The sequence below is a fragment of the Microbacterium allomyrinae genome (assembly GCF_020682705.1).
In the GTDB taxonomy this organism is placed as follows: domain Bacteria; phylum Actinomycetota; class Actinomycetes; order Actinomycetales; family Microbacteriaceae; genus Microbacterium; species Microbacterium allomyrinae.
On the sequence record NZ_JAGTTN010000002.1, the window covers coordinates 237477 to 258984 of the forward strand.

General features: G+C 69.7%; 19 protein-coding genes and 1 tRNA gene. 14 read left to right on the forward strand and 6 right to left on the reverse strand.

Annotated elements, in window-relative coordinates:
- Window positions 1-70: 70 nt before the first annotated feature.
- On the forward strand, window positions 71-1093 hold the full coding sequence (locus tag KEC57_RS07455; RefSeq protein WP_229383944.1) for an EamA family transporter: 1023 nt from the start codon (window positions 71-73) through the stop codon (window positions 1091-1093).
- Here the strand turns inward: KEC57_RS07455 and KEC57_RS07460 are convergent.
- Complete coding sequence (locus KEC57_RS07460) at window positions 1068-1538, reverse strand: Lrp/AsnC family transcriptional regulator (protein WP_229383945.1); 471 nt, start codon at window positions 1536-1538, stop codon at window positions 1068-1070. The two genes, KEC57_RS07455 and KEC57_RS07460, sit on opposite strands and share 26 nt — an antisense overlap.
- 166 nt (window positions 1539-1704) lie before the next feature.
- On the opposite strand from KEC57_RS07460, the gene pdhA reads away from it, so the two are divergent.
- From pdhA to KEC57_RS07475, 3 genes are read left to right on the forward strand one after another with little or no spacing between them, the layout of a single operon-like run.
- The gene (pdhA, locus tag KEC57_RS07465; protein ID WP_229383946.1) at window positions 1705-2856 is read left to right on the forward strand and encodes a pyruvate dehydrogenase (acetyl-transferring) E1 component subunit alpha; all 1152 of its coding nucleotides are present in this window, start codon (window positions 1705-1707) and stop codon (window positions 2854-2856) included.
- Window positions 2853-3866, forward strand: a complete 1014-nt coding sequence (locus tag KEC57_RS07470) for an alpha-ketoacid dehydrogenase subunit beta (RefSeq protein WP_229383947.1) — start codon at window positions 2853-2855, stop codon at window positions 3864-3866. Before pdhA ends, KEC57_RS07470 begins: the two co-directional genes overlap by 4 nt.
- A gap of 46 nt (window positions 3867-3912) precedes the next feature.
- Window positions 3913-5385 carry a dihydrolipoamide acetyltransferase family protein gene (locus KEC57_RS07475; protein WP_229383948.1) on the forward strand — a complete coding sequence of 491 codons (1473 nt, stop codon included), beginning with the start codon at window positions 3913-3915 and terminating at the stop codon, window positions 5383-5385.
- 58 nt (window positions 5386-5443) lie between these two features.
- On the opposite strand, the gene KEC57_RS07480 is transcribed toward KEC57_RS07475, so the two are convergent.
- Window positions 5444-7276, reverse strand: a complete 1833-nt coding sequence (locus tag KEC57_RS07480; RefSeq protein ID WP_229383949.1) for an alkaline phosphatase family protein — start codon at window positions 7274-7276, stop codon at window positions 5444-5446.
- A 57-nt stretch (window positions 7277-7333) separates the two neighbouring features.
- Complete coding sequence (locus tag KEC57_RS07485) at window positions 7334-7930, reverse strand: SACE_7040 family transcriptional regulator (protein WP_229383950.1); 597 nt, start codon at window positions 7928-7930, stop codon at window positions 7334-7336.
- 116 nt (window positions 7931-8046) lie between these two features.
- On the opposite strand from KEC57_RS07485, the gene KEC57_RS07490 reads away from it, so the two are divergent.
- Genes KEC57_RS07490 through KEC57_RS07510 form a run of 5 tightly spaced genes read left to right on the forward strand, consistent with a single transcriptional unit; the run spans window position 8047 to window position 14306 of the window.
- Window positions 8047-9651 (forward strand): carboxyl transferase domain-containing protein, encoded by a 1605-nt coding sequence (locus KEC57_RS07490; RefSeq protein WP_229383951.1) that lies wholly within the window; start codon window positions 8047-8049, stop codon window positions 9649-9651.
- 5 nt (window positions 9652-9656) lie between these two features.
- On the forward strand, window positions 9657-11750 hold the full coding sequence (locus KEC57_RS07495; RefSeq protein WP_229383952.1) for an ATP-binding protein: 2094 nt from the start codon (window positions 9657-9659) through the stop codon (window positions 11748-11750).
- Window positions 11751-11768: 18 nt separating this feature from the next.
- A complete protein-coding gene (locus KEC57_RS07500; RefSeq protein WP_229383953.1) occupies window positions 11769-12920 on the forward strand; it encodes an acyl-CoA dehydrogenase family protein in 1152 nt (383 codons plus the stop codon).
- A 19-nt stretch (window positions 12921-12939) separates the two neighbouring features.
- On the forward strand, window positions 12940-13470 hold the full coding sequence (locus KEC57_RS07505) for a MaoC family dehydratase (RefSeq protein WP_229383954.1): 531 nt from the start codon (window positions 12940-12942) through the stop codon (window positions 13468-13470).
- Between the two features lie 11 nt (window positions 13471-13481).
- Window positions 13482-14306, forward strand: a complete 825-nt coding sequence (locus KEC57_RS07510; protein WP_229383955.1) for an HpcH/HpaI aldolase/citrate lyase family protein — start codon at window positions 13482-13484, stop codon at window positions 14304-14306.
- 64 nt (window positions 14307-14370) lie between these two features.
- Here KEC57_RS07510 and KEC57_RS07515 read toward each other — a convergent pair whose 3' ends face one another.
- Together KEC57_RS07515 and KEC57_RS07520 are read right to left on the reverse strand one after the other, a co-directional pair.
- A complete protein-coding gene (locus KEC57_RS07515) occupies window positions 14371-14976 on the reverse strand; it encodes a histidine phosphatase family protein (RefSeq protein WP_229383956.1) in 606 nt (201 codons plus the stop codon).
- Window positions 14977-15017: 41 nt separating this feature from the next.
- Window positions 15018-15875 (reverse strand): Sir2 family NAD-dependent protein deacetylase, encoded by an 858-nt coding sequence (locus tag KEC57_RS07520; protein WP_229383957.1) that lies wholly within the window; start codon window positions 15873-15875, stop codon window positions 15018-15020.
- A 73-nt stretch (window positions 15876-15948) separates the two neighbouring features.
- Here KEC57_RS07520 and KEC57_RS07525 point away from each other — a divergent pair, with 73 nt between their 5' ends.
- Complete coding sequence (locus KEC57_RS07525) at window positions 15949-16755, forward strand: TrmH family RNA methyltransferase (protein ID WP_229383958.1); 807 nt, start codon at window positions 15949-15951, stop codon at window positions 16753-16755.
- On the opposite strand, the gene KEC57_RS07530 is transcribed toward KEC57_RS07525, so the two are convergent.
- Window positions 16756-17601 (reverse strand): SGNH/GDSL hydrolase family protein, encoded by an 846-nt coding sequence (locus KEC57_RS07530; protein WP_229383959.1) that lies wholly within the window; start codon window positions 17599-17601, stop codon window positions 16756-16758.
- A 183-nt stretch (window positions 17602-17784) separates the two neighbouring features.
- Here KEC57_RS07530 and KEC57_RS07535 point away from each other — a divergent pair, with 183 nt between their 5' ends.
- The 4 genes from KEC57_RS07535 to KEC57_RS07550 all read left to right on the forward strand — a co-directional run bounded on the left by KEC57_RS07535 (window position 17785) and on the right by KEC57_RS07550 (window position 21488).
- Window positions 17785-19608, forward strand: a complete 1824-nt coding sequence (locus KEC57_RS07535; protein WP_229384406.1) for a DEAD/DEAH box helicase — start codon at window positions 17785-17787, stop codon at window positions 19606-19608.
- 20 nt (window positions 19609-19628) lie between these two features.
- A complete protein-coding gene (locus KEC57_RS07540; RefSeq protein ID WP_229383960.1) occupies window positions 19629-20132 on the forward strand; it encodes an SRPBCC family protein in 504 nt (167 codons plus the stop codon).
- Between the two features lie 100 nt (window positions 20133-20232).
- A complete protein-coding gene (locus KEC57_RS07545) occupies window positions 20233-21321 on the forward strand; it encodes a VIT1/CCC1 transporter family protein (RefSeq protein WP_229383961.1) in 1089 nt (362 codons plus the stop codon).
- Window positions 21322-21402: 81 nt separating this feature from the next.
- Window positions 21403-21488, forward strand: a tRNA-Leu gene (locus tag KEC57_RS07550).
- The last annotated feature ends 20 nt before the right edge of the window (window positions 21489-21508 follow it).

Here is a 21508-nt window from a genome sequence, read left to right on the forward strand (position 1 = left end):
ACTCCTGACATTCGCTTCGATACTGTCACCAGTGTAAGCACACTTCACCCCTGACAGTCGGATGTCGCCCATGACCGCCTCTCCCGCGCCCCTCCCCATGATCACCGCGGGTGCGGCATCCGCAGAGCTCCCCTTCGGTGCGACCTCGCCCGCACGGCTGCGCACGAGCGGACTCGTGATGGGTATCGCCTCGGCGCTGGCGTTCTCGTCGAGCGGTCCTTTCGTCAAGCCGCTGCTCGAGGCGGGGTGGTCGCTCGGGGCCGCGCTGCTCGTGCGCATGGGAGTGGCGGGGCTCATCCTCGCGCCCGCGATCGTGCTCGCCATGAAGCGGCAGCGCGGTTTCCTCCGGCGCCACTGGCGCCTCATCACCGGTTTCGGGTTGATGCCGGTGCTGGGCTGTCAGCTGTTCTTCTTCTCCGCGATGCAGCGCATGCCGGTGGCCGTCGCTCTGCTCATCCAGTACCTCGCGCCGGTCATGCTGGTCGCCTACGTGTGGGTGCGCACGCGACGAGCGCCGTCCGCTCTCGTGCTGTGGGGGTCGGCGGTGGCGGTCGTCGGACTCGTGCTCGTCGTCGACATCTCGGGTGCATCCTTCGACCTGCTCGGCACTCTGCTCGCCCTGGCCGCCGCCGTGTGCGTGTGCGCCTACTTCGTGCTCTCGGAGCGCGCGGGCGATGACATGCCGCCACTGGCGCTGGCAGCCAGCGGCCTGCTCGCCGGCGCGATCGTCATGGGAGTGCTATGCCTCGCGGGCATCATGCCCGTCGCCGCGCCCCCGGTCTCGGTCGTCCTCGCCGGAGTCGAGGTGCCGTGGTTCGTGCCGATGCTGTGGGTCGCCGCCGTCGCGACGACCGTCGGCTACGCACTCGGGGTGATGGCGGTGCCGCGCATCGGCTCGCGCGTGGCGTCATTCGTAGGGTTGTCGGAGGTGCTGTTCGCACTCGGCTTCGCCTGGGTGTTCCTGGGCGAGGTGCCCGCCCCGGTGCAGTTCGCAGGGGGCGCGCTGATCCTGGTAGGCGTCGTTCTCGTACGCGCGGACGCGTCGTCGACCAGATCTACGCGCTCTCTCACTCCCGCCGCGCCAGCTCCATGAGCGGCGTCACGCGATGGGGGATGACCTCGCCCATCACCAGCGAGGTCTCGGTGCGCTCGACGCCCTCGATCGCGAGGATGCGCGCGTCGGTGTCGAACAGGTGCTGGGTATCGCGGCACGCCACGCGCACGAGCAGGTCGACCTGACCGGAGAGGCCGTGGGCCTGCACCACCTCGGGCACCCGAGCCAATTCCACGGCGATCCTGGGCAGCTCGGCTTGGCGGACGATGACGCTGATGAAGGCCTCGATCGGGAACCCCAGCGACGACGACGAGATGGCGCGCTCATACGACAGGAAGACCCCGGAGCGCTCCAATCGCGCCATGCGCGCCTGGACTGTGTTGCGCGACAGTCCGAGCCGTTCGGCGAGCGCGACGACGGTCGCGCGCGGGTCGGCGGAAAGTGCGGCGAGAAGCTCGAGGTCGACGTGATCGAGGGCACCCATAATGCGAAACGTTAGCACGGGTTGAGGGAGGGATATTTGTCAACATGCTCAAGAAGTCCTCGCAAGCTTGAGCGAGGTGCGATGCCGACGTAATCTCGGGCTAGCCGGCGACGATGCCGGCGTACCACGACGCGACCCCTCACGAGGGGGCCCGCACCGAGGAGTGATGACGATGACGCACACCCTGACCCCGACAGCGGATCCCGCCACCGACATCGATGATGTCGCGCGACTGCTGAGCCCCGACGGCGAGAGGATCGCCGACCCCGAACTGGATCGCTGGGTGCGGGATGTCGACGCCGCAGCTCTGCGTGATCTTTACCGCGACATGACGCTCGTGCGCCGCATCGACACCGAGGGCGTGGCCCTCCAGCGACAGGGGCAGCTGGCCCTCTGGCCGCCCTGCCAGGGGCAGGAAGCCGCCCAGATCGGCACCGCACGGGCGCTCCGCCATGACGACTTCGCCTTCCCGAGCTACCGCGAGACGGGTGTCGTCTTCGTCCGTGGCGCACGCCCGGAGGATTACGTCCTCGCCTGGCGGGGCGAGGAGCACTCCACCTACAACCCGTATGAGCTGAACACCGCGACCCCCCAGATCATCATCGGAGCGCAAACGCTCCACGCCGTCGGGTACGCGATGGGCGTGCAGCGCGACGGCACCGACCAGGTGTCTGTCGCCTACTTCGGCGACGGAGCGTCGAGTCAGGGCGATGTGAACGAGGCGATGGTGTTCGCCTCGTCGTTCCGCGCCCCGGTGGTATTCGTGTGCACGAACAACCAGTGGGCGATTTCGGAGCCGGTCAGCGTTCAGGCGAAGTTCCCGATCGCCGGTCGCGCGCCGGGGTTCGGCATCCCGAGCATGCGCGTCGACGGGAACGACGTGCTCGCATGTCTCGCGGCGATGCGCTGGGCGCTCGACATCGCTCGGACCGGCAACGGGCCGGCGTTCATCGAGGCGGTGACCTACCGGATGGGCCCGCACACCACCTCGGACGATCCCACGCGCTACCGCGACAAGGGCGAGGTCGAACGGTGGAAGGGCCGTGATCCCATTTCACGCGTCGAGGCGCTGCTGCGCGCGCAGGGCGAGTTGGACGACGAGTTCGCGGCGCGCGTCGCCGCCGATGCCGACGCGCTCGCGGCCGAGGTCCGCTCGGCGGCCATGGGAGCGGAGAGCCGCGAGCCGATCACCGTCTTCGATCACGTCTACGCCGAAGCCCATTCGGAGCTCGACGAGCAGCGCACGCGATTCTCTGCCTACCTCGACGGGTTCGCGACGACGGAGCCCGTCACCGGCGGTCAGGGGGTCGCGCGATGACTCAGTTGACGATGGCGAAGGCCGTCAACGAGGGGCTGCGGCGCGCGATGGCGGACGACGCGAAGGTGCTCGTGATGGGCGAGGACATCGGAAAGCTCGGCGGGGTGTTCCGTGTCACCGACGGCCTGCTCGACGAATTCGGCGGCCAGCGCGTGATCGACACGCCGCTGGCGGAGTCCGGAATCATGGGCGCGGCCGTGGGGCTCGCATTCCGCGGCTACCGACCCGTCGTCGAGATCCAGTTCGACGGCTTCGTCTATCCGGCGTTCGACCAGATCGTGTGCCAGGTCGCCAAGCTCCACTACCGCACCCGTGGCAACGTCACGATGCCGATCACGATCCGGATCCCGTGGGCGGGCGGTGTCGGAGCCGCCGAGCATCACTCCGAGTCGCCCGAGGCATACTTCGTGCACACGTCGGGTCTGCGCGTGGTCGCGGTGTCCCACCCTCAGGACGCCTATGTCATGCTGCGTCAGGCGATCGCGTCCGATGACCCGGTCGTCTACTTCGAGCCCAAGCGGCTCTATCACGCCAAGGGCGAGGTCGACCTGGACCTCCAGCTCGCCGACGCGCCGCCGATGGGACTTGCGCGCGTGGCGAAAGAGGGCACGGATGTGACCCTGCTCACCTACGGCGCGCAGGTGTCCACCGCGCTCGACGCCGCGACCGCGGCCGAGGACGACGGCATCTCGATCGAGGTCGTCGACCTGCGCTCCATCTCGCCGGTCGACTATCGCACCGTGACCGCATCCGTCCGAAAGACAGGTCGCGTCGTGGTGACGCACGAGGCCGCGCGTGAGGCCGGAGTGGGCGCCGAACTCGTCGCAAGCATCACCGAGCGCTGCTTCCACTATCTCGAGGCGCCGCCCGAGCGGGTGACGGGGCATGACATCCCGTATCCGCCGGCGAAGCTCGAGAAGCATCATCTGCCCGATCTGGACCGGATCCTCGACGCGGTCGACCGTGTGATGGACCGGCCCAACAGCATGTCGGGGCTGGTGGAGGCATGATGCGCACGAGCACACGGGATCGGCGCACGTGTGGGGGCGGCCAGCGATGATCGAGGACTTCCTGCTCCCCGATCTGGGGGAGGGCCTGCCCGAGGCCGAGCTCGTGCAATGGCTCGTGGCCGAGGGTGACACGGTGGCGCTGAATCAGACGATCGCCGAGGTCGAGACCGCCAAGGCCGTGGTCGAGCTCCCGTCGCCGCACGCGGGAGCGGTGAAGACGCTGCATGCCGCGGTCGGCGACGTGATCGCGGTGGGGTCGGTGCTGATCTCGTTCGACACCGGCGGAGCTGCGGATGCCGGACCCGCCGCGCCCGCGACGTCCGGTCAGGTCGCAGCCGTCGTCGCGCCCGCGGTCGAGACGAGCGTTCACGACACGACGGTTGCCGGCGCGACGGCGGACGAGACGTCGGGGCAGTCCGCGAAGGCGGAGCCCAATCTCGTCGGCTACGGCGCTGCTCCCCGCGGCGAGCAGCGACCGCAGCGGCGTGCTCGGGGCGGTCGCAAAGGAGCATCGACCGCCGCGCTCTCGGAGGCTGCGGTGCTGGAGGCCGCCCCGCACGACGCCATCCAGTTCGGCGAGATCGCCGAGCAGCCGCTGGAGCGACCGCGATCCACGCCTCCGGTCCGCCGATTCGCCAAGCAGCTCGGCGTCGACCTGGCACTCGTCGAAGCCACGGGCGCCTCGGGGCTCATCACGCGGACCGACGTCGAAGAGTACGCGGCTCGGGTGGGCGCCCGCGCCACGACGCTCGCGCCCTCGGAGCCGTACGAGGAGGTCGCGCCCGCATCGCTCCCGCTCGGATCGGCAGCACCCGGCGAGCGCATCACACGCACTCCGATCCGCGGGGTTCGCAGGGCGACCGCCGCGGCGATGGTGCGCAGCGCCTTCACAGCCCCGCACGTCACGACCTTCCTCACCGCCGACGTGACCGCGACGAGCGAGCTCATCGCGTCGCTCAAGGCGGATCGCGCGCTGCAGGAGCACCGGATCGGTGTGATGGCCGTCGCCGCCAAGGCGGTGTGTCTCGCGCTCGGCCGCCATCCGGGGCTCAACTCGCGCTGGGACGACGACGCGGGCGAGATCGTCGAGCACCACTATGTCAATCTCGGCATCGCTGCGGCCACGGGCCGGGGGCTCGTGGTCCCCAACATCCGGGATGCCCAGGAGCTGACCCTGGCGGAACTGGCGGACGCGATACGCGGGCTCGCCGAGACGGCCCGTGCCGGCAAGACGGCGCCGGCCGACATGATGGGCGGGACGTTCTCGATCACGAACGTCGGCGTCTTCGGCGTCGATGCCGGAACTCCCATCATCAACCCCGGAGAAGCGGGGATCCTGGCGCTCGGAGCCGTGCGCCGCCAGCCCTGGGAGCACCGCGGCGAGATCGCCCTCCGCGACGTCATGACGCTCGCCCTCTCGTTCGATCACCGACTGGTCGATGGCGAGCAGGGATCGAGATTCCTGGTCGAGGTGGCCGAAGTGCTGCGCGAGCCGGGGAGGGCGATGCTGCTGCGCTGACCGCACCCGGGGATGCGAACGGGTGAACCGGCGCGCCCGAGCCGCGGCATCCGCTCGGTCACTCCACCTTCGGGTAGAACAGTCCGAGGCCGTGCTCCTGCAGGACGGTGTACGCCTCGGCGTACGTCTCGGGCTCGGGTGCGCCCTGCGGGCCGTAGCGCGCGAGCAGCAGACCGAGAAGGCCGCGTCCGGGCGGACTCAGAGGCTTGTCCTTGTGCGCACCGTCGCGCAGGTCGAGCTGCTCGTCCTCATGGGGGTTCGGCGGCACGTACATGGGATGCACGACCGGCCACGTCGCCGGATCCCGCGGGGCGTCGAGGTTGACGATCGAGAACAGATCGCGAGCGTCGGCATCGCGGCGGGTGAGCGGGCGCAGGCCGTGCAGGCGGGCGAGGGTCGCGATCACGGCGCCATGGTGGAACTCGTCGTGCACGATCGTGCCGGCGCGAGTGTAGGCGGAGACGGCGATCGTCGGTACGCGCACACCGAGCCGGTCGAACGCGAAGCCCATCTCGCCGGGAGCGTCGCCCGCCACAGGCGGTGTGGCGGGGGGCGGCGGGACGTGGTCGTAGGTGCCGCCGTGCTCGTCGAACGTGATCAGAAGGAGGGTGTTCATCGCGTTGGAGCCGTTCGGGGTGGCGCTGGCCTTGACCGCGTCGTACACGTCCGCGATCAGCTTCTCGCCGGCGCGGACGTCCGAGACGGCAGAGTCCAGCACCGGCGTGCCATCCACGTCGCTCTCGCGGAAAACGCCGAACGGCGGGTGGAAGTCATTGTGGTTGTAGACCATGCGCGGCTCGATGAACGCATACGCCGGCAGGCGGCCGGCTTCGGCATCCTTCGCGAACTCCGACATGTGGGCGAATCGTCCGGTGCGCCAGTACTTCTCCAGAGCGGGGGCGTGCATCATGCCGGTGAGCGACACGAGCTGCATCTCGTCGAAGTAGATCCTCCACGACACTCCCGCATCTTCGAGACGATTGAAGATCGTCGGGGTGTCGGGGGCGTCGAGCCACTTGTCGTAACCGCCGCCATGCTTGTTGGTCACGTACCCGTGAGATGTCGATGCATGGAAGAAGGAGCGGTTGCAGTAGGTCTGCGACGGCACCGCGGCGAACCATGCGTCGAACACCGCGAAGCCCTTCGCGAGGGTCGAGAGCACGGGCAGCTGTTCGGGCGAGAACCCGCCCATGATGTGGGATGCCTCCTCGAGCGTCGGCGTCCGCCCATGGCGGAGGCGCTCGAGGTTGTGCCAGTAGTCGCGGAGGAAGCCATCCATCGTCGGCCTCGTCCCCGCGGCGGGCGCGTTGAACGGGGAAGTCATGTCACTCACCGGGCTGGTGGCGTTGGAGGGAGGGACCACCGTGCCGAAGAGCTGGGTGTTGACGTGCGGGAACTCCTCGCCCGGATCGGGGTTGGGTCGCCCCATGAGTTCGTCGGTCGGCCCCGTGTAGGTGTGGGCGGCGACGCGCTCGCCGGTGGGTGCCGTATTGGCGTGCTCGCCGAACGCGAGGCCGTCGAACGAGGCGCCCTCCGGCAGCGTCTCGGGGGAGTACAGCCAGCCGAGCAGATTGTCGAACGAGCGGTTCTCTCCCATGATGACGACGACGTGGTCGAACCCGGGCTCGGAGCGTGCCGGCACGGCGCCGAGGTCGATCGAGCCGTCGCGGTAGCCCTGAGGGTAGGCGATGGATGCGGCCGCTGCGGCTCCGACTCCGCCGCCCACGGCGAGCCCTGCTGCCGCGATCCCGCCGAACTTCAGGAAGTCGCGGCGCGTGCTGCCGCCATCGGGCGCTGTGCCGGCGTGAGATGTATCGACGGCCCCCGGGCCGCCATCGCGACCCGTGCGCGGGTCATCCGCCTGATCGTTCTTCTGGTCTCGCCCCGCCATGGTGCGACCCAGAATAGGGCACCGCGGCGCTCTGCGAATCCGTTCGGGTAACCCGGGCTAGGACATCAGCGCCGCGCGGGCCATCGACTGCAGGATGCCGCCGACGTCGCGCTCGCCGGACGGCGCACGGAGCGCCCGCACGCTGTGAGGCGTCGAGTTGATGAGCCCGAAGCAGGCGTGCGCCCGCACGCGGAGCTCGTCCTCGTCGCGGCCGGGGTGCGCAGACGCGAGGATGCCGATCCAGACCTCGACGTACTCGCGCTGGAGGCGACGCACGGTGTGGCGGTCCTCGTCGGCGAGGCTCGCGAGATCGCGGTCCTGGACGCGGATGACATCGGCGTCGCGAAGGGCGAACTCGACGTGGAACGCGATGATCGCGTCCAGCTGATCCGCCGGCTCGCTGTGCTCGGCCAGCACCGTGCGGCCACCCGCGAGCAGCCGCTCGCTCACCTCGACCAGGATCGCCCCCAGGAGCGCCTGCTTGTTCGCGAAGTGGCGGTACAACGCGGGTCCGCTGACACCCACCGCGCTGCCGATGTCTTCCAGGCTCACCCCGCTGAATCCGCGTTCGGCGAACAGCGCCGCCGCTTCGTGGAGGATCGCCGCGTGGCGGTCTGCCTTGGCGCGGTCGCGCTCTGTGACACCGCTTGTCATTTCAGTTAATCCTCGCTAACCTCAATCCCAGTTAGTGAACACTAACCACCACGATCGCGTCTGGACAACAGACGTGATCCGATCGTGACGTCGATGCGGATGACACGGGAGATGACATGAGCGCGCTGGCGACCGATGCCGTGCACGACGAGACCTTCGCGCGCGCCCACCACGCACAGCGGATATTGGCGCAGCGCCTGCGCGAGCGGGTGGCCGCAGCGTCCCTCGGCGGCCCTGCCGCCTCTCGCGAACGGCATGTCGCGCGAGGCAAGCTCCTGCCGCGCGATCGTGTCGTCCGTCTGCTCGACGAGGGTAGTCCGTTCCTCGAGGTGGCTCCCCTCGCCGCGGAAGGCCTCTACGGGGGAGACGCCCCTGCGGCCGGGGTCATCGCGGGAATCGGGCTGGTCCACGGACGCCACGTGATGGTCGTCTGCAACGATGCGACCGTCAAGGGCGGCACCTACTACCCGATGACGGTGAAGAAGCACCTGCGTGCGCAGGAGATCGCGTTCGAGAACCGGCTGCCCTGCATCTACCTCGTCGACTCCGGCGGCGCGTTCCTGCCGATGCAGGATGAGGTCTTCCCCGATCGCGACCACTTCGGCCGCATCTTCTTCAACCAGGCACGTCTGTCGGCCGCAGGGATCCCGCAGATCGCCGCCGTGCTCGGCTCGTGCACGGCCGGCGGAGCGTACGTGCCGGCGATGAGCGACGAGACGGTGATCGTCCGGGGGCAGGGCACCATCTTCCTGGGCGGTCCGCCACTCGTGAAAGCCGCGATCGGCGAGATCGTCACCGCGGAGGAACTCGGCGGGGGAGAGCTGCACGCGCGGCGATCCGGAGTCGTCGACCACCTCGCCGAGGACGACGAGCACGCGATCGAGATCGTCCGCGACATCGTCGCGACGCTGCCGCAGCCCTCGGACCCCGCGTGGGAGGTCGTGCCGGCTGTTGCCCCCGCGGTCGATCCCGCCGATCTGTACGGCGTCGTCCCCGTCGACGTCAACCAGCCGTATGACGTGCGCGAGGTGATCGCCCGCCTCGTCGACGCCAGCGAGTTCCACGAGTTCAAACGCGAGTACGGCGAGACGCTCGTCACCGGCTTCGCACGCATCCACGGCCATCCGGTCGGCATCGTCGCCAACAACGGGGTGCTGTTCAGCGAGTCGGCGCAGAAGGGCGCCCACTTCATCGAACTGTGCGACCAGCGCGGCACTCCTCTGCTGTTCCTGCAGAACATCTCGGGCTTCATGGTGGGGCGCGATGCCGAGGCCGGCGGCATCGCGAAGGACGGCGCCAAGATGGTCACTGCGGTCGCCACGACCCGTGTGCCCAAGCTCACCGTGGTGATCGGCGGTTCGTTCGGCGCCGGCAACTACTCGATGTGCGGGCGGGCGTACTCGCCCCGATTCCTCTGGACCTGGCCCGCGAGCCGCATCTCCGTCATGGGCGGCCCGCAGGCGGCATCCGTCCTGTCCACCGTCAAGCGCGACCAGCTCCAGGTGCGCGGCGAGGAGTGGTCGGCAGACGAGCAGACCGAGTTCGAGGCGCCGATCCGCGCCCAGTACGAGGAGCAGGGGAGCCCGTACTACGCGACCGCACGGCTCTGGGACGACGGCGTCATCGATCCGCTCGACACCCGCGACCTGCTCGGCCTCGCCCTGGACGTCGTCTCGCGCCCGCCCCTGCCCGAACCACGCTTCGGCGTCTTCCGGATGTGACCGCCGTGACCGTCTCCCCGCTCTTCTCCACCGTCCTGGTCGCCAACCGTGGCGAGATCGCGCGGCGGGTGATCCGGACGCTCCGACGGCTCGGCATCCGATCCGTCGCCGTGTACAGCGATGCCGACGCAGACGCGCCCCATGTTCGCGAGGCCGATGTCGCCGTCCGGATCGGTCCCGCCCCAGCCTCGGAGTCGTACCTCTCCATCGATGCCGTGATCGCCGCTGCTCGCGAGACGGGCGCCGATGCCGTTCATCCCGGCTATGGATTCCTCTCGGAGAACGTCTCGTTCGCGCGGGCATGCGCGGCCGCCGGGGTCGTCTTCATCGGTCCGGATGAGCGCGCGCTCGAGGTCATGGGCGACAAGATCCGGGCCAAAGAGCACGTCGTCGCGAACGGCGTGCCGATCGTGCCCGGGTTCAGTGCGGCGGGCATGACGGAGGCCGCGATCGCGGTCGCCGCGCACGACACGGGCTATCCGCTGCTGGTCAAACCGTCAGCGGGAGGCGGCGGAAAGGGCATGCAGGTCGTTCATGCGGCGTCCGAGCTGCCCGACGCGCTCGCGACCGCCCGGCGCGTGGCGGCGGCTGCCTTCGGCGACGACACGCTCCTGCTCGAGCGCCTCATTCAACGCCCGCGCCACATCGAGGTGCAGGTGCTCGCCGACGCGCACGGCAGCGTCATCCACCTCGGCGAGCGCGAGTGCACGCTGCAGCGTCGCCACCAGAAGGTCATCGAGGAGGCTCCCTCGCCGGTCGTGGATGCCGCGACCCGTGCCCGGCTCGGAGCCGCGGCCTGTGCGGCGGCCGCGTCCGTCGACTACCGGGGTGCGGGCACCGTGGAGTTCCTCGTCGCCGGGGATGCCCCCGACGAGTTCTTCTTCATCGAGATGAACACGCGGCTGCAGGTCGAGCATCCGGTCACCGAACTCGTGACCGGGGTCGACCTCGTCGAGCAGCAGCTTCTCGTCGCGGCGGGGCGACCGCTCGCACTCGTCCAGGACGACATCCGCTTCGAGGGTCATGCGATCGAGGCGCGCGTGTACGCCGAGAGTCCCGAGCGCGGATTCCTCCCGGCGACCGGTGACGTGCTCCTCTGGCGGCCCCCGCGCTCGCCGGTCGTCGTCGATGTCTCCTCGTCGGACATTGCACCGGTCACCGTGAGGACGGATGCCGCGGTCGAGTCCGGCAGCGTCGTGACGGCCGACTACGACCCGATGATCGCCAAGGTGATCGCACACGGCGCCGACCGTGCGACCGCTCTCGCCGCCCTGAGCACGGCGCTGGCCGACACCGTACTGCTCGGCGTGGACTCGAACATCGGCTTCCTGCGGGAGCTGCTGGCGGTGCCCGAGGTCACCGCGGGCGACATGGACACCGGTCTGATCGATCGGATCCCGCCGTACGCGCCACCCGGGCCGAGCACCACTGCGCTGCGAGCCGCGGCATCCGTCTCCGTCATGTGCTCTCACCGAACGCACACGTCGCTCGCGTCGGCTTCGTATGCGCTCGGTGAGAGCACACGAAGCGGACGCGCCGGCGCAGCGTGGCGATCGCTCCACGGATGGCGCATCGGTGCGCCCGCAGTGCCTGTGACGTCGGTCTTCCTCGATGATGCGGGTGCGGTGCACTCCGTCGCCTTCCCGCCTCCAGGTGGCGGCTCCGGCGACATCGGGCCTCACGTCTCGGCCGAAACCGATACTCGAGCACCAGCGACGACTGTCGTCGATGCGGACGGCGCGGTGTGGGTGCACGCCGACGGCGCCACCCACCGTCTTCGTCCGCTCACGCGCCGGCAGGCGATGGACAGGCGGCTCGCCGTCCGCGAGCGCGGCGTCGCCGCGACGGACCCCGCGCTGCGCGCCCCCATGCCCGGCGCCGTCGTCGCCCTCCACGTCGCAGACGGTGCGACGGTAGCCGCCGGTGATCGCATCGTCACGATCGAGGCGATGAAGATGGAGCATCCGGTCCTCGCGCCGCACGGGGGAGTCGTCCGCCTCGACGTCGCAACAGGCGATCAGGTGCGGCGCGATCAGGTGCTCGCTCACGTATCCGCCGCAGCAGATCCCGCCCACGAGGCATCCGAAACCCGCTCCTGAGACCCAGAGGAGAAGAAGATGGACCACTTCAACCTGACCGACGACGAGCGTGAGCTCGCCCGCATGGTGCGCGACTTCGCCGACGAGGTCGTCGCACCACAGGCTTACGAGGCCGACCGGACGAAGACGCTTCCGCTCGATGTGGTGCGGCAGATGGGCGAGCTGGGGCTGTTCGGACTCCCGTTCCCCGAGGAGTTCGGCGGGCAGGGCGGCGACTACTTCGCCCTGTGCCTTGCGATCGAAGCCCTCGGCCGCGTCGACCAGTCGATCGCGATCACACTCGAGGCGGGGGTGAGTCTCGGCGCCATGCCGGTGTTCCGCTTCGGCACCGAGGAGCAGAAGCAGGCCCTTCTTCCCGACCTCTTGGCAGGCAGGTCCCTCGCCGGCTTCGGGCTCACCGAGCCCGAAGCCGGCTCGGACGCCGGCGCCACGCGCACGACGGCCAAGCTCGAGGGCGACGAGTGGGTCATCAACGGTTCGAAGCAGTTCATCACCAACTCCGGCACCGACATCACCCGCTTCGTCACGGTCACGGCGGTCACGGGGGAGCGCGACGGTCGAAAGGAGATCTCGACGATCATCGTTCCGTCCGGCACACGCGGGTTCACCGTCGAGCCCGGTTACGACAAAGTCGGCTGGCACGCCTCCGACACTCACCCTCTGACGTTCCAGGACGCGCGCGTTCCCGCGGCGAATCTCCTCGGCGAACGCGGACGCGGATTTGCGAACTTCCTCCACATCCTCGACGAGGGCCGCATCGCGATCGCGGCGCTGTCCACCGGCGCGGCAGAGGGATGCCTCGAGGCGGCGGTGGACTACGCCAAGAAGCGCACGGTCTTCGGCGACGCGCTCTCGACCCGCCAGGGCATCCAGTTCCTCCTCGCCCGCATGCAGCTGCGGGTGCACAACGCCCGGCTCGCCTGGCACCACGCCGCGCGCCTGCGCGACGCCGGCAAGCCGTTCAAGACCGAAGCGGCGATCGCCAAGCTCACCGCCAGCGACGCGGCGATGGACAACGCGCGCGACGCGACGCAGGTGTTCGGAGGCAATGGCTTCATGAACGAGTACCCCGTCGCGCGTCACTACCGGGACTCGAAGATCCTGGAGATCGGCGAGGGCACCACCGAGGTGCAACTCCTCGTGATCGCCCGCTCGCTCGGCGTCGCCTGAGCCGGGTACCGTGAGGATCATGGACGGAATCGGCGACGCGGACGCAATCGTCCAGCGCGGTCTGTACTTCGATGAGCTCGACGTCGGCGCCCGCTTTCTCCACCGCCCCGGTCGCACCGCGACCGAGGCCGACAACGTGATGTTCTCGTCGCTGACGATGAACACGCAGGCACTGCACCTCGACGCTGCATTCGCCGAGACTCAGCCGTTCGGACGGCGCCTCATGAACTCGATGTGGACGCTCGCGACGATGGTCGGCTCGTCCGTCTCGCAGATCACACAGGGCACACTCGTCGCGCAGCTCGGACTCAGCGACATCGTCTTCCCGGCGCCTCTCTTCCACGGCGACACGCTGTACACCGAAACCGAGATCGTCGACAAGCGGCTGTCGGCCTCACGCCCGGGGCAGGGCATCGTCACGTTGCGGCACACCGGCCGCAACCAACGCGGCGAGGTGGTCGCGACGGCGACGCGCGTCGCTCTGATGTGGTGCGGGCCCGATGCCGATGGGGACCAAGATGCCGCCCGCGCGACAGAAGGGAGCGGATGATGGCGGGAGCCATGACACCGACCGCGGCGAGGTTCCATCTGGGTCCCGCGCTGCTGTTCTGCCCGGGCGATCGACCCGAGCGGTACCGCAAGGCGATGGACCGCGCGGATGCGGTGATCCTCGATCTCGAGGACGCTGTTGCGGGGACCGACAAGGCGGTCGCCCGCGGGCATCTCATCGAGTCCGAGCTGGATCCGGAGCGGGTGATCGTGCGGGTGAATCCGCCCGAGACCGACGCGTTCACCGCTGACCTCGCGACGCTCTCGCAGACCGACTACCGGCGGATCATGGTCGCGAAGGCGGAGTCGCCCAAGCGCATCGCGCGTATCGACGCGCGCTTCGAGGTCGTCGTGCTCTGCGAGACGGCCAAGGGTGTCGCGCAGTCCGACCGTCTCGCGGCGCTCGACAACGTCTCCGCTCTCATGTGGGGAGCGGAGGATCTCGTGGCCAGCCTCGGAGGATCCTCCAGCCGCAAGCCCAACGGGCGCTACCGCGACATCGCCCGCTATGCGCGCGCTCGCGTGCTGCTGGCAGCGGGAGCGCGGGGCAAGGCGGCTATCGACGCCGTGCATCTCGACATCGACGACACGAAGCGGCTCACGATCGAGGCGTCCGATGCCGCGGCATCCGGATTCGCCGCCACCGCGTGCATCCACCCGAGCCAGGTGGCGATCATCCGTGCCGCCTACCGGCCCGACGAGAAGACCGTGAGCTGGGCGCGCGCCGTGCTCGCGGCGGCCCAGCAGGAGCGCGGTGTGTTCGCGTTCGAGGGACGGATGGTCGACGAGCCCGTGCTGCGACACGCGCGCGGAGTGCTGGAGCGCGCACGACGGTGACGACGGATTCCCCGCCCGCCGCTCGCGGCCGGTCCTTCGCCGTGTGAGGGTCGCGCTGCTCGGACTAGGCCGCGAGCCCGGTGTAAGCGACCAGGCGGAGGTGGTCGCGTTCGTACACGAAGTCGTGTGCAGACCCGTTCGCGAGGCGCTCGCCCACCGGGGGAAGCTCGCCACCGGTAGCGTGACGGATGATCTCGCGGATGAGCGCCCCATGGCTCACGACGATCAGGGTGCCCGCGGCCGGCGCCGTCGCACGCCGATGATCGCGCACCGCGTGGCCGAGAGCGCTGACGGCGCGCTCGCGGAGAACCGGCCACGGCTCGGCGCCAGGGATCTCGGCCGCGTGCCAGTCGCCCCAGCGCGTGCGGAACTCCTCGACATCCAGCCCCTCGGCTTCGCCGTACGCGCGTTCGCGCAGGCCCGGGTAAGCGCGCGGCTCGGCCATGCCGAGTTCGGCGGCGATGATCTCAGCGGTCTCGCGTGCTCGCGAGAGGTCACTCGAGACGACCGTGAACGGCACGTCGAGGTCGAGTCGCTCTCGCAGCGCCGCCCCGGTGGCACGCGCCTGCGCGCGGCCCGTGTCGTTGAGCGGAATGTCGGTCGAGCCCTGGATGCGCCGATCGCGATTCCAATCGGTCTCGCCATGGCGGATGAGGGTCAGCGCAGTCACCCGTCGAGCCTACGGGACCGTTCTGAAGGGTCGCCGCGCGACTATGTCAGCGGCGGGAGGGAGTCCGCGAGCGCCCGCAGCACCTCGCTCGTTCCGGCGTCGATCTTCACGGTCGCGCGCGAATCGGCGCGAGTCGCTCCGCGGTTGACGATCACGACCGGCAGCCGGCGACGCCGGGCGCGCTCGAGTAGACGGATGCCGGAGTTCACCACGAGCGACGATCCCGCGATCACGAGTCCCTCGCTGGTCTGCACGAGCTGTTCGGCCTCTCGGAACTTCTCGGCCGGGATGAACTCGCCGAAGAAGACGACGTCGGGCTTCAGCATTCCGCCGCACACGCTGCAGTCGGGAACCTTGAATCCATCGACGCTGCTCGGGAGAACGTCGCCGTCGGGTCCGAGCTCGACGTTCTCGGGAACGGTGATCCAGGGGTTGTCCGCCTCGACGCGCACGGCGAGGTCGCGGCGGTCGAACACTTGGCCGCAATGCGTGCAGAAGACGCGACGCATCGTGCCGTGCAGCTCGACCACCCGGCGGCTGCCCGCGCGCACGTGCAGCCCGTCGACGTTCTGGGTGACGACCCCGGTGGCGATGCCGCGCTGCTCGAGGTCCGCGAGGGCGCGATGCCCGTCGTTCGGAGCAGCCGAGGCGAACGCCCGCCAGCCGAGGTGGCTTCCCACCCAGTACCGGCGCCGTGCGGCGTCGCTGGCCAGGAACTGATCGACGGTCATGGGTGTGCGCACCGGCGCGCCTTTGCCTCGATAGTCCGGAATGCCGGAGTCCGTCGACACACCGGCACCGGTGAGCACCGCGATACGACGGCCGGACAGCGTCGACACGGCCTCGGCCACGGCGTCCGCGGTCGTGGCGCCGAACTGCGTCTCGATCGTGGTCGCCATGTGGCACCCCCTTCAGGTCGAGTGTAGGCGGCGCGGTTTTCGGGGATGTTACGGATTCTGCGAGAGTGGACCGGTGAGGATCGAACGCATCGCCGCCGCCGCCGACGAGCGTCTGGCCGATTATCGCGATCTCACGGATGTGGCGCTCCGCCGGATCCTCGAGCCCGAGGGCGGGCTCTACATCGCGGAGTCGGCGAAGGTGATCTCCCGTGCGGTGCGCGCCGGCCACCGCCCGCGGTCGGTGCTCGTGCAGGAGAAGTGGCTCGCCGAGATCGAGGTTCTGCTGGCGTCGCACGACGACGTTCCGATCTACGTCGTCGATTCCGCCCTCGCCGAGCGCCTCACCGGGTACGCCGTGCATCGCGGTGCGCTGGCATCGATGCATCGCCCCGACCTGCCGTCGGTCGCCGAGGTCGTGGCAGACGCGCGTCTCGTGGTCGTGCTCGAAGACCTCGTCGATCACACCAACGTCGGTGCCATCTTCCGCGCGGCAGCCGGGCTCGGCGCCGACGCCGTGCTCGTCAGTCCCCGCTGCGCCGATCCGCTCTACCGGCGGAGCGTGCGCGTCAGCATGGGAACGGTCTTCCAGGTGCCGTGGACCCGTCTGCCGAAATGGAGTGAGGCCGGACCCGTCCTCCACGAGGCGGGCTTCCATCTCGCCGCCCTCGCGCTTGCGGACGGCGCCGTGCCGCTGGACGAGTTCAGCGCCGCCCGGCCCGAGCGCATCGCCTTGCTGCTCGGCGCCGAGGGCGACGGGCTCAGCCGCGCCGCGCTCGCCGCGGCCGACACGGTCGTCACGATCCCGATGGGCGGCGGCGTCGACTCGCTCAACGTCGCCGCGGCGAGCGCGGTCGCGCTATGGGAACTGCGCGCGCGCTGATCAGGTCGAGTCGTCGGCGCCGGGCTCGGCCGCCCGCGTGACAGGGAGCGGATCGGGCCTCTTCGCGGTGACCGTATCGCCCGACGACTGGTGGCGCACGCGCCGCAGAACCCACGGCACGAGATGCGTGCGCGCCCACACCAGATCGACCGCGCGCGCCTCGCGCCACGTGCGGATCGGGAGGGGATCGGGCTGCATCGGCTGAAGGTCGTTGGGCACGTTGAGCGCACGCAGCACCATGCGCGCGACCTCGTGATGGCCCAGCGCGTTGTAGTGCAGCCGGTCGTCGTCGAAGAAGCGCGGGTCCTGCACCTCTTTCAGCGACCATTGGTCGGCGACGATGCAGTCGTAGCGGTCGGCGATCGCGCGGATGTTCTCGTTGTAGATGGCCACCTTGCCGCGGATGCCTCGGAAGACCGGCGTGAAGGCGGTGTCGATTCCGGTGAACACCACGACCGTGGCCCCGCCACCGGAGAGGCGGACCACGGCGTCTTCGAAGACCTGCGCGACGGCATCGGGATCGGATCCGGGCCGAATGACGTCGTTGCCGCCGGCGGAGAAGGTGACGAGATCCGGCTTGAGCGAAATGGCCGGCTCCACCTGCTCGGCGACGATCTGTCCGATGAGCCGCCCGCGGATCGCGAGGTTCGCATAGGCGAAGTCGTCGACCTGCTGAGAGAGAACCTCGGAGACACGGTCGGCCCAGCCGCGCAGACCGTTCGCAGAGCCGGGCTCGGGATCTCCCACACCCTCGGTGAACGAGTCGCCGATCGCGACGTAGCGGCGCCACGGATGCGTCTCGGGGTTCGGAAAATTCTGTGCGGCGTGTGCGTCGCTGATAGGCATGCGTCTTCCTCGGTTCGTGACCGCTGACAGGTTACCGCGACCCGCCGACGACGGGCGGGTGGGCGCAGCCGTCGACGTGCGCGGGCTGTGCGGCGAATCGGCGATGTCGGCGCGATGTCCTATCGTGGTGTCTCGTTGTCGACGGGGGAGGTGCATTCGGTGACCGACGAAACCATCCTGGACATGCCGTCGTCCGAGCCCCACATCGGCAGCTTCGCGGCGGAGCACCTCAGCCCCACCTACCCGCAGCGCGCTCCCTGGGGAACCGCGCAGCGGCTTCGCGCGTGGCAAGCCGAGGCCCTCGATCTCTACTTCGATCTCGACGGGCCGGACGGACCGGGCGGCGGTCCTCGCGACTTCCTCGCGGCGGCGACGCCGGGCGCCGGAAAGACCACGTTCGCGCTGCGTCTGGCGAGCGAACTGCTGCGCCGCCGCATCATCGATCGCATCGTGGTCGTGGCCCCCACCGAGCATCTGAAGACGCAGTGGGCCGACGCCGCGGCCCGGGTGTCGATACGACTGGATCCCGCGTTCAGCAACCGGCACGTCTCGCCGGCCCGGCAGTACCACGGCGTGGCGGTGACCTACGCGCAGGTCGCGGTGAAGGCATCCGTTCATGAGCGTCTGGTGATGGATGCGCGCACGCTCGTGATCCTGGACGAGGTGCACCACGGGGGCGACGCGCTCAGCTGGGGCGAGGCTCTCCGCGAGGCGTACGCACGCGCGACGCGGCGACTGCTGCTCAGCGGCACCCCTTTCCGCAGCGACACCGCGCCGATCCCGTTCGTCGAGTACCACCCCGATGCGAAGGGCATTCGCATCTCGCGCACCGATTACGCCTACGGGTACAAGCGCGCGCTCGAAGACGGCGTCGTTCGCCCGGTGATCTTCATGGTCTATGCGGGCCATATGCGCTGGCGCACCAAGACCGGCGACGAGATGGAAGCCCAACTCGGGCAGGACAACACGAAGGACATCACTTCGCAGGCCTGGCGCACGGCGCTGGATCCGGAGGGGGACTGGATCCCGGCCGTGCTGCGGTCGGCGGATCGACGGCTCACCGAGGTGCGCGAGCACGTTCCGGATGCCGGCGGCCTCGTGATCGCGACGGACCAGACCGCGGCACGGGCCTACGCCGCGATCCTCCACGAGATCTCGGGCGAGGCGCCTACGATCGTCCTGTCGGACGAGGCCGAGGCGTCGAGCCGGATCGAGGAGTTCTCGAAGGCCACGAGCCGGTGGATGGTCGCCGTCCGCATGGTGTCGGAGGGCGTCGACGTGCCGCGGCTGGCCGTCGGCGTGTACGCGACGAGCGCGTCGACTCCGCTCTTCTTCGCGCAGGCCATCGGACGCTTCGTGCGGGCCCGCCGCCGTGGCGAGATGGCCAGTGTCTTCCTGCCGAATGTGCCGCAGCTGCTCGCCCTCGCCAACGAGATGGAACGCCAGCGCGATCATGCGCTCGACCGTGACACCGACGGCGAAGACGAGTGGAACGCCGAAGAAGACCTCATGGACGCCGCCGAGCGCGAGGACAAGGCGTCCGATGCGCTGACCGAGGAGTTCACCTACCAGGCACTCGGGTCCCTGGCGCACTTCGATCGGGTGCTGTTCGACGGCAAGGAGTTCGGACAACTCGCGGTTCCGGGAACCCCGGAGGAGGAGGAGTTCCTCGGTCTTCCCGGCCTGCTCGAGCCGGAGCACGTCCACGAGCTCCTCATGCAGCGCCAGGCCCGACAGGGCAGGCATCGGCAGGTGCGCGAGGCCCGTGAGGCCGCTGCGCCAGAGGGGGAGGAGCCGGCGCTGCCGCAGGCCCTCCATCGCACGCTCAAAGAGCAGCGGCAGCTGCTGAACAGCCTGGTAGGCCTGTACTCGCGGCAATCCGGCGAGGCGCACGGTCTCGTCCACGCCGAGCTCCGACGCATCTGCGGCGGCCCCGCGGTCTCGCATGCGACGGTCGCCCAGCTGCAGTCGCGCATCGACGTGCTGCGGGGCCGGGTCCACTCCTGATCCCGGCCTAGACTCCGGTCATGCCGGCGGCGTACTCGTTCGTGACCCGATGGCACATCACGGTGCCGGTCGATCGTGCCTGGACGGAGATCGAACGGATGATCTCGATACGCGCGCAGAGCGAGCACTCGATCCGGCGGCTGCATCCCGGCGCCGAGCGGACGTGGTGGCCCGGTCTCACACTGCCCATGCCGGCGCGGCGGCTGGCGGCGGGGGAGCGAATGGTCCTCGCGGTGCGGAGCCCTCTCGGATACCGGCTCCGAATGCTGCTCGAGATCTCGGACGTCGACCCCGGCCGCTCGATCGAGGCCATCAGCAGGGGCGACCTGCGCGGGACAGGGCGCGTCAGCGTCGCCGCCGACGGGGCGGGGGCGTCCGTCGTCACCTTCCGCTGGAACGTCGAGACCGACCGCGTCTGGATGAACACCACGTCATGGCTGCTGCGACCGGTGTTCGAGCGCGCCCACGCCCACGTGATGCGCCGGGGCGAGCGCGGACTCCGCGAGGTGATCGCCCGAGCGTGACGTTCGGAGGCCCGAAATACTGGCAATACCGGCAGACGACCGACGTGCACGCGCACCGCTGGCTAGCGTGGACGAAGCCCGAGACCCTCTGGAGGCCTGAGTGAGCGCGACCGCCGCACCCACCGACCGTGATCGTCGCCGCTGGGCGCAATACCTCGTGAACGAGCGCGCGGAAGCCCACGTCTACCGCGAACTCGCCGGCCGTCGCTCCGGGGAGGAGCGCGTGATCCTGCTCGCCCTCGCCGAGGCCGAGGGGCGTCATGAGGCCCACTGGCTCGGACTGCTGGGCGGCGAGCCGGCGCGGCTTCCGCGGGCCGACGGGCGAACCGTGCTGCTGGGGTGGATGGCCCGCCGGTTCGGGTCGATATTCGTCCTCGCCCTGGCTCAGAACGCCGAAGCGCGCTCGCCCTACGACGATGAGCCTTTCGCGACGCCGATGATGGCGGCCGACGAGAAGATCCACCACGAGGTGGTGCGCGGACTCGCCGCGCGCGGGCGGCGACGCCTCTCGGGCACCTTCCGCGCCGCCGTCTTCGGCGCGAACGACGGGCTGGTGTCGAATCTCGCCCTCGTTATGGGCATCGGTGCCACGGGCGTTTCGAGTCAGTTCGTGCTGTTCAGCGGGATCGCGGGGCTGCTCGCCGGCGCGCTGTCGATGGGAGCCGGCGAGTTCGTCTCGGTGCGATCGCAGCGCGAACTGCTCGCCGCCACCGAGCCGAGTGACTTCGCCGACGGGGCGATCCCGCACCTCGACATCGACGCCAACGAGCTCGCTCTCGTCTATCGCACGCGAGGGATGCCGGAGGCCGAGGCATCCGCTCGCGCACGGCGCGCCGTCGAGTCCGCGCGCGCCCTGGGCCAGGGGCGCGCCGAAACCGGCCCGATCGAGGTCGTCGACCACTCCGACGTCATCGGCAGTGCGTGGGGAGCGGCGCTGTCGAGCTTCCTGTTCTTCGCCTCGGGTGCTGTCATCCCCGTGCTGCCGTGGATGTTCGGCCTCTCGGGCGTCACCGCCGTGGCTGTGGCGCTGCTGCTCGTCGGGATCGCGCTGATGTCGACGGGCGCCGCAGTCGGGCTTCTCTCGGGCGCTCCGCCCCTGCGTCGAGCACTCCGCCAGCTGGCGATCGGATTCGGCGCGGCTGCCGTGACGTACGTCCTCGGGCTCCTGTTCGGGGTGTCGATGGGGTGACGCGCCCGGGTGCCGTTCGATTCGTTGAACGCTCAGCGACATGGTAATGTCATTCCTCGGTTGCAAAACCGAAATCCACCTGCGCGGGTGGCGGAATAGGTAGACGCGCTAGCTTGAGGTGCTAGTGCCCTTTAACGGGCGTGGGGGTTCAAGTCCCCCCTCGCGCACAGAATGAGAAGGCCCCCGA

Excerpts from the sequence above, each read along its gene's own strand:
- KEC57_RS07475 (WP_229383948.1), top strand. The coding sequence starts at position 3,913 with ATGATCGAGGACTTCCTGCTCCCCGATCTGGGGGAGGGCCTGCCCGAG.
- KEC57_RS07540 (WP_229383960.1), top strand. The coding sequence starts at position 19,629 with ATGCCGGCGGCGTACTCGTTCGTGACCCGATGGCACATCACGGTGCCG.
- KEC57_RS07485 (WP_229383950.1), bottom strand. The coding sequence starts at position 7,930 with ATGACAAGCGGTGTCACAGAGCGCGACCGCGCCAAGGCAGACCGCCAC.
- KEC57_RS07480 (WP_229383949.1), bottom strand. The coding sequence starts at position 7,276 with ATGGCGGGGCGAGACCAGAAGAACGATCAGGCGGATGACCCGCGCACG.
- KEC57_RS07520 (WP_229383957.1), bottom strand. The coding sequence starts at position 15,875 with ATGGCGACCACGATCGAGACGCAGTTCGGCGCCACGACCGCGGACGCC.
- KEC57_RS07530 (WP_229383959.1), bottom strand. The coding sequence starts at position 17,601 with ATGCCTATCAGCGACGCACACGCCGCACAGAATTTTCCGAACCCCGAG.
- KEC57_RS07455 (WP_229383944.1), top strand. The coding sequence starts at position 71 with ATGACCGCCTCTCCCGCGCCCCTCCCCATGATCACCGCGGGTGCGGCA.
- KEC57_RS07500 (WP_229383953.1), top strand. The coding sequence starts at position 11,769 with ATGGACCACTTCAACCTGACCGACGACGAGCGTGAGCTCGCCCGCATG.
- KEC57_RS07460 (WP_229383945.1), bottom strand. The coding sequence starts at position 1,538 with ATGGGTGCCCTCGATCACGTCGACCTCGAGCTTCTCGCCGCACTTTCC.
- KEC57_RS07505 (WP_229383954.1), top strand. The coding sequence starts at position 12,940 with ATGGACGGAATCGGCGACGCGGACGCAATCGTCCAGCGCGGTCTGTAC.
- KEC57_RS07490 (WP_229383951.1), top strand. The coding sequence starts at position 8,047 with ATGAGCGCGCTGGCGACCGATGCCGTGCACGACGAGACCTTCGCGCGC.
- pdhA (WP_229383946.1), top strand. The coding sequence starts at position 1,705 with ATGACGATGACGCACACCCTGACCCCGACAGCGGATCCCGCCACCGAC.
- KEC57_RS07510 (WP_229383955.1), top strand. The coding sequence starts at position 13,482 with ATGACACCGACCGCGGCGAGGTTCCATCTGGGTCCCGCGCTGCTGTTC.
- KEC57_RS07470 (WP_229383947.1), top strand. The coding sequence starts at position 2,853 with ATGACTCAGTTGACGATGGCGAAGGCCGTCAACGAGGGGCTGCGGCGC.
- KEC57_RS07535 (WP_229384406.1), top strand. The coding sequence starts at position 17,785 with ATGCCGTCGTCCGAGCCCCACATCGGCAGCTTCGCGGCGGAGCACCTC.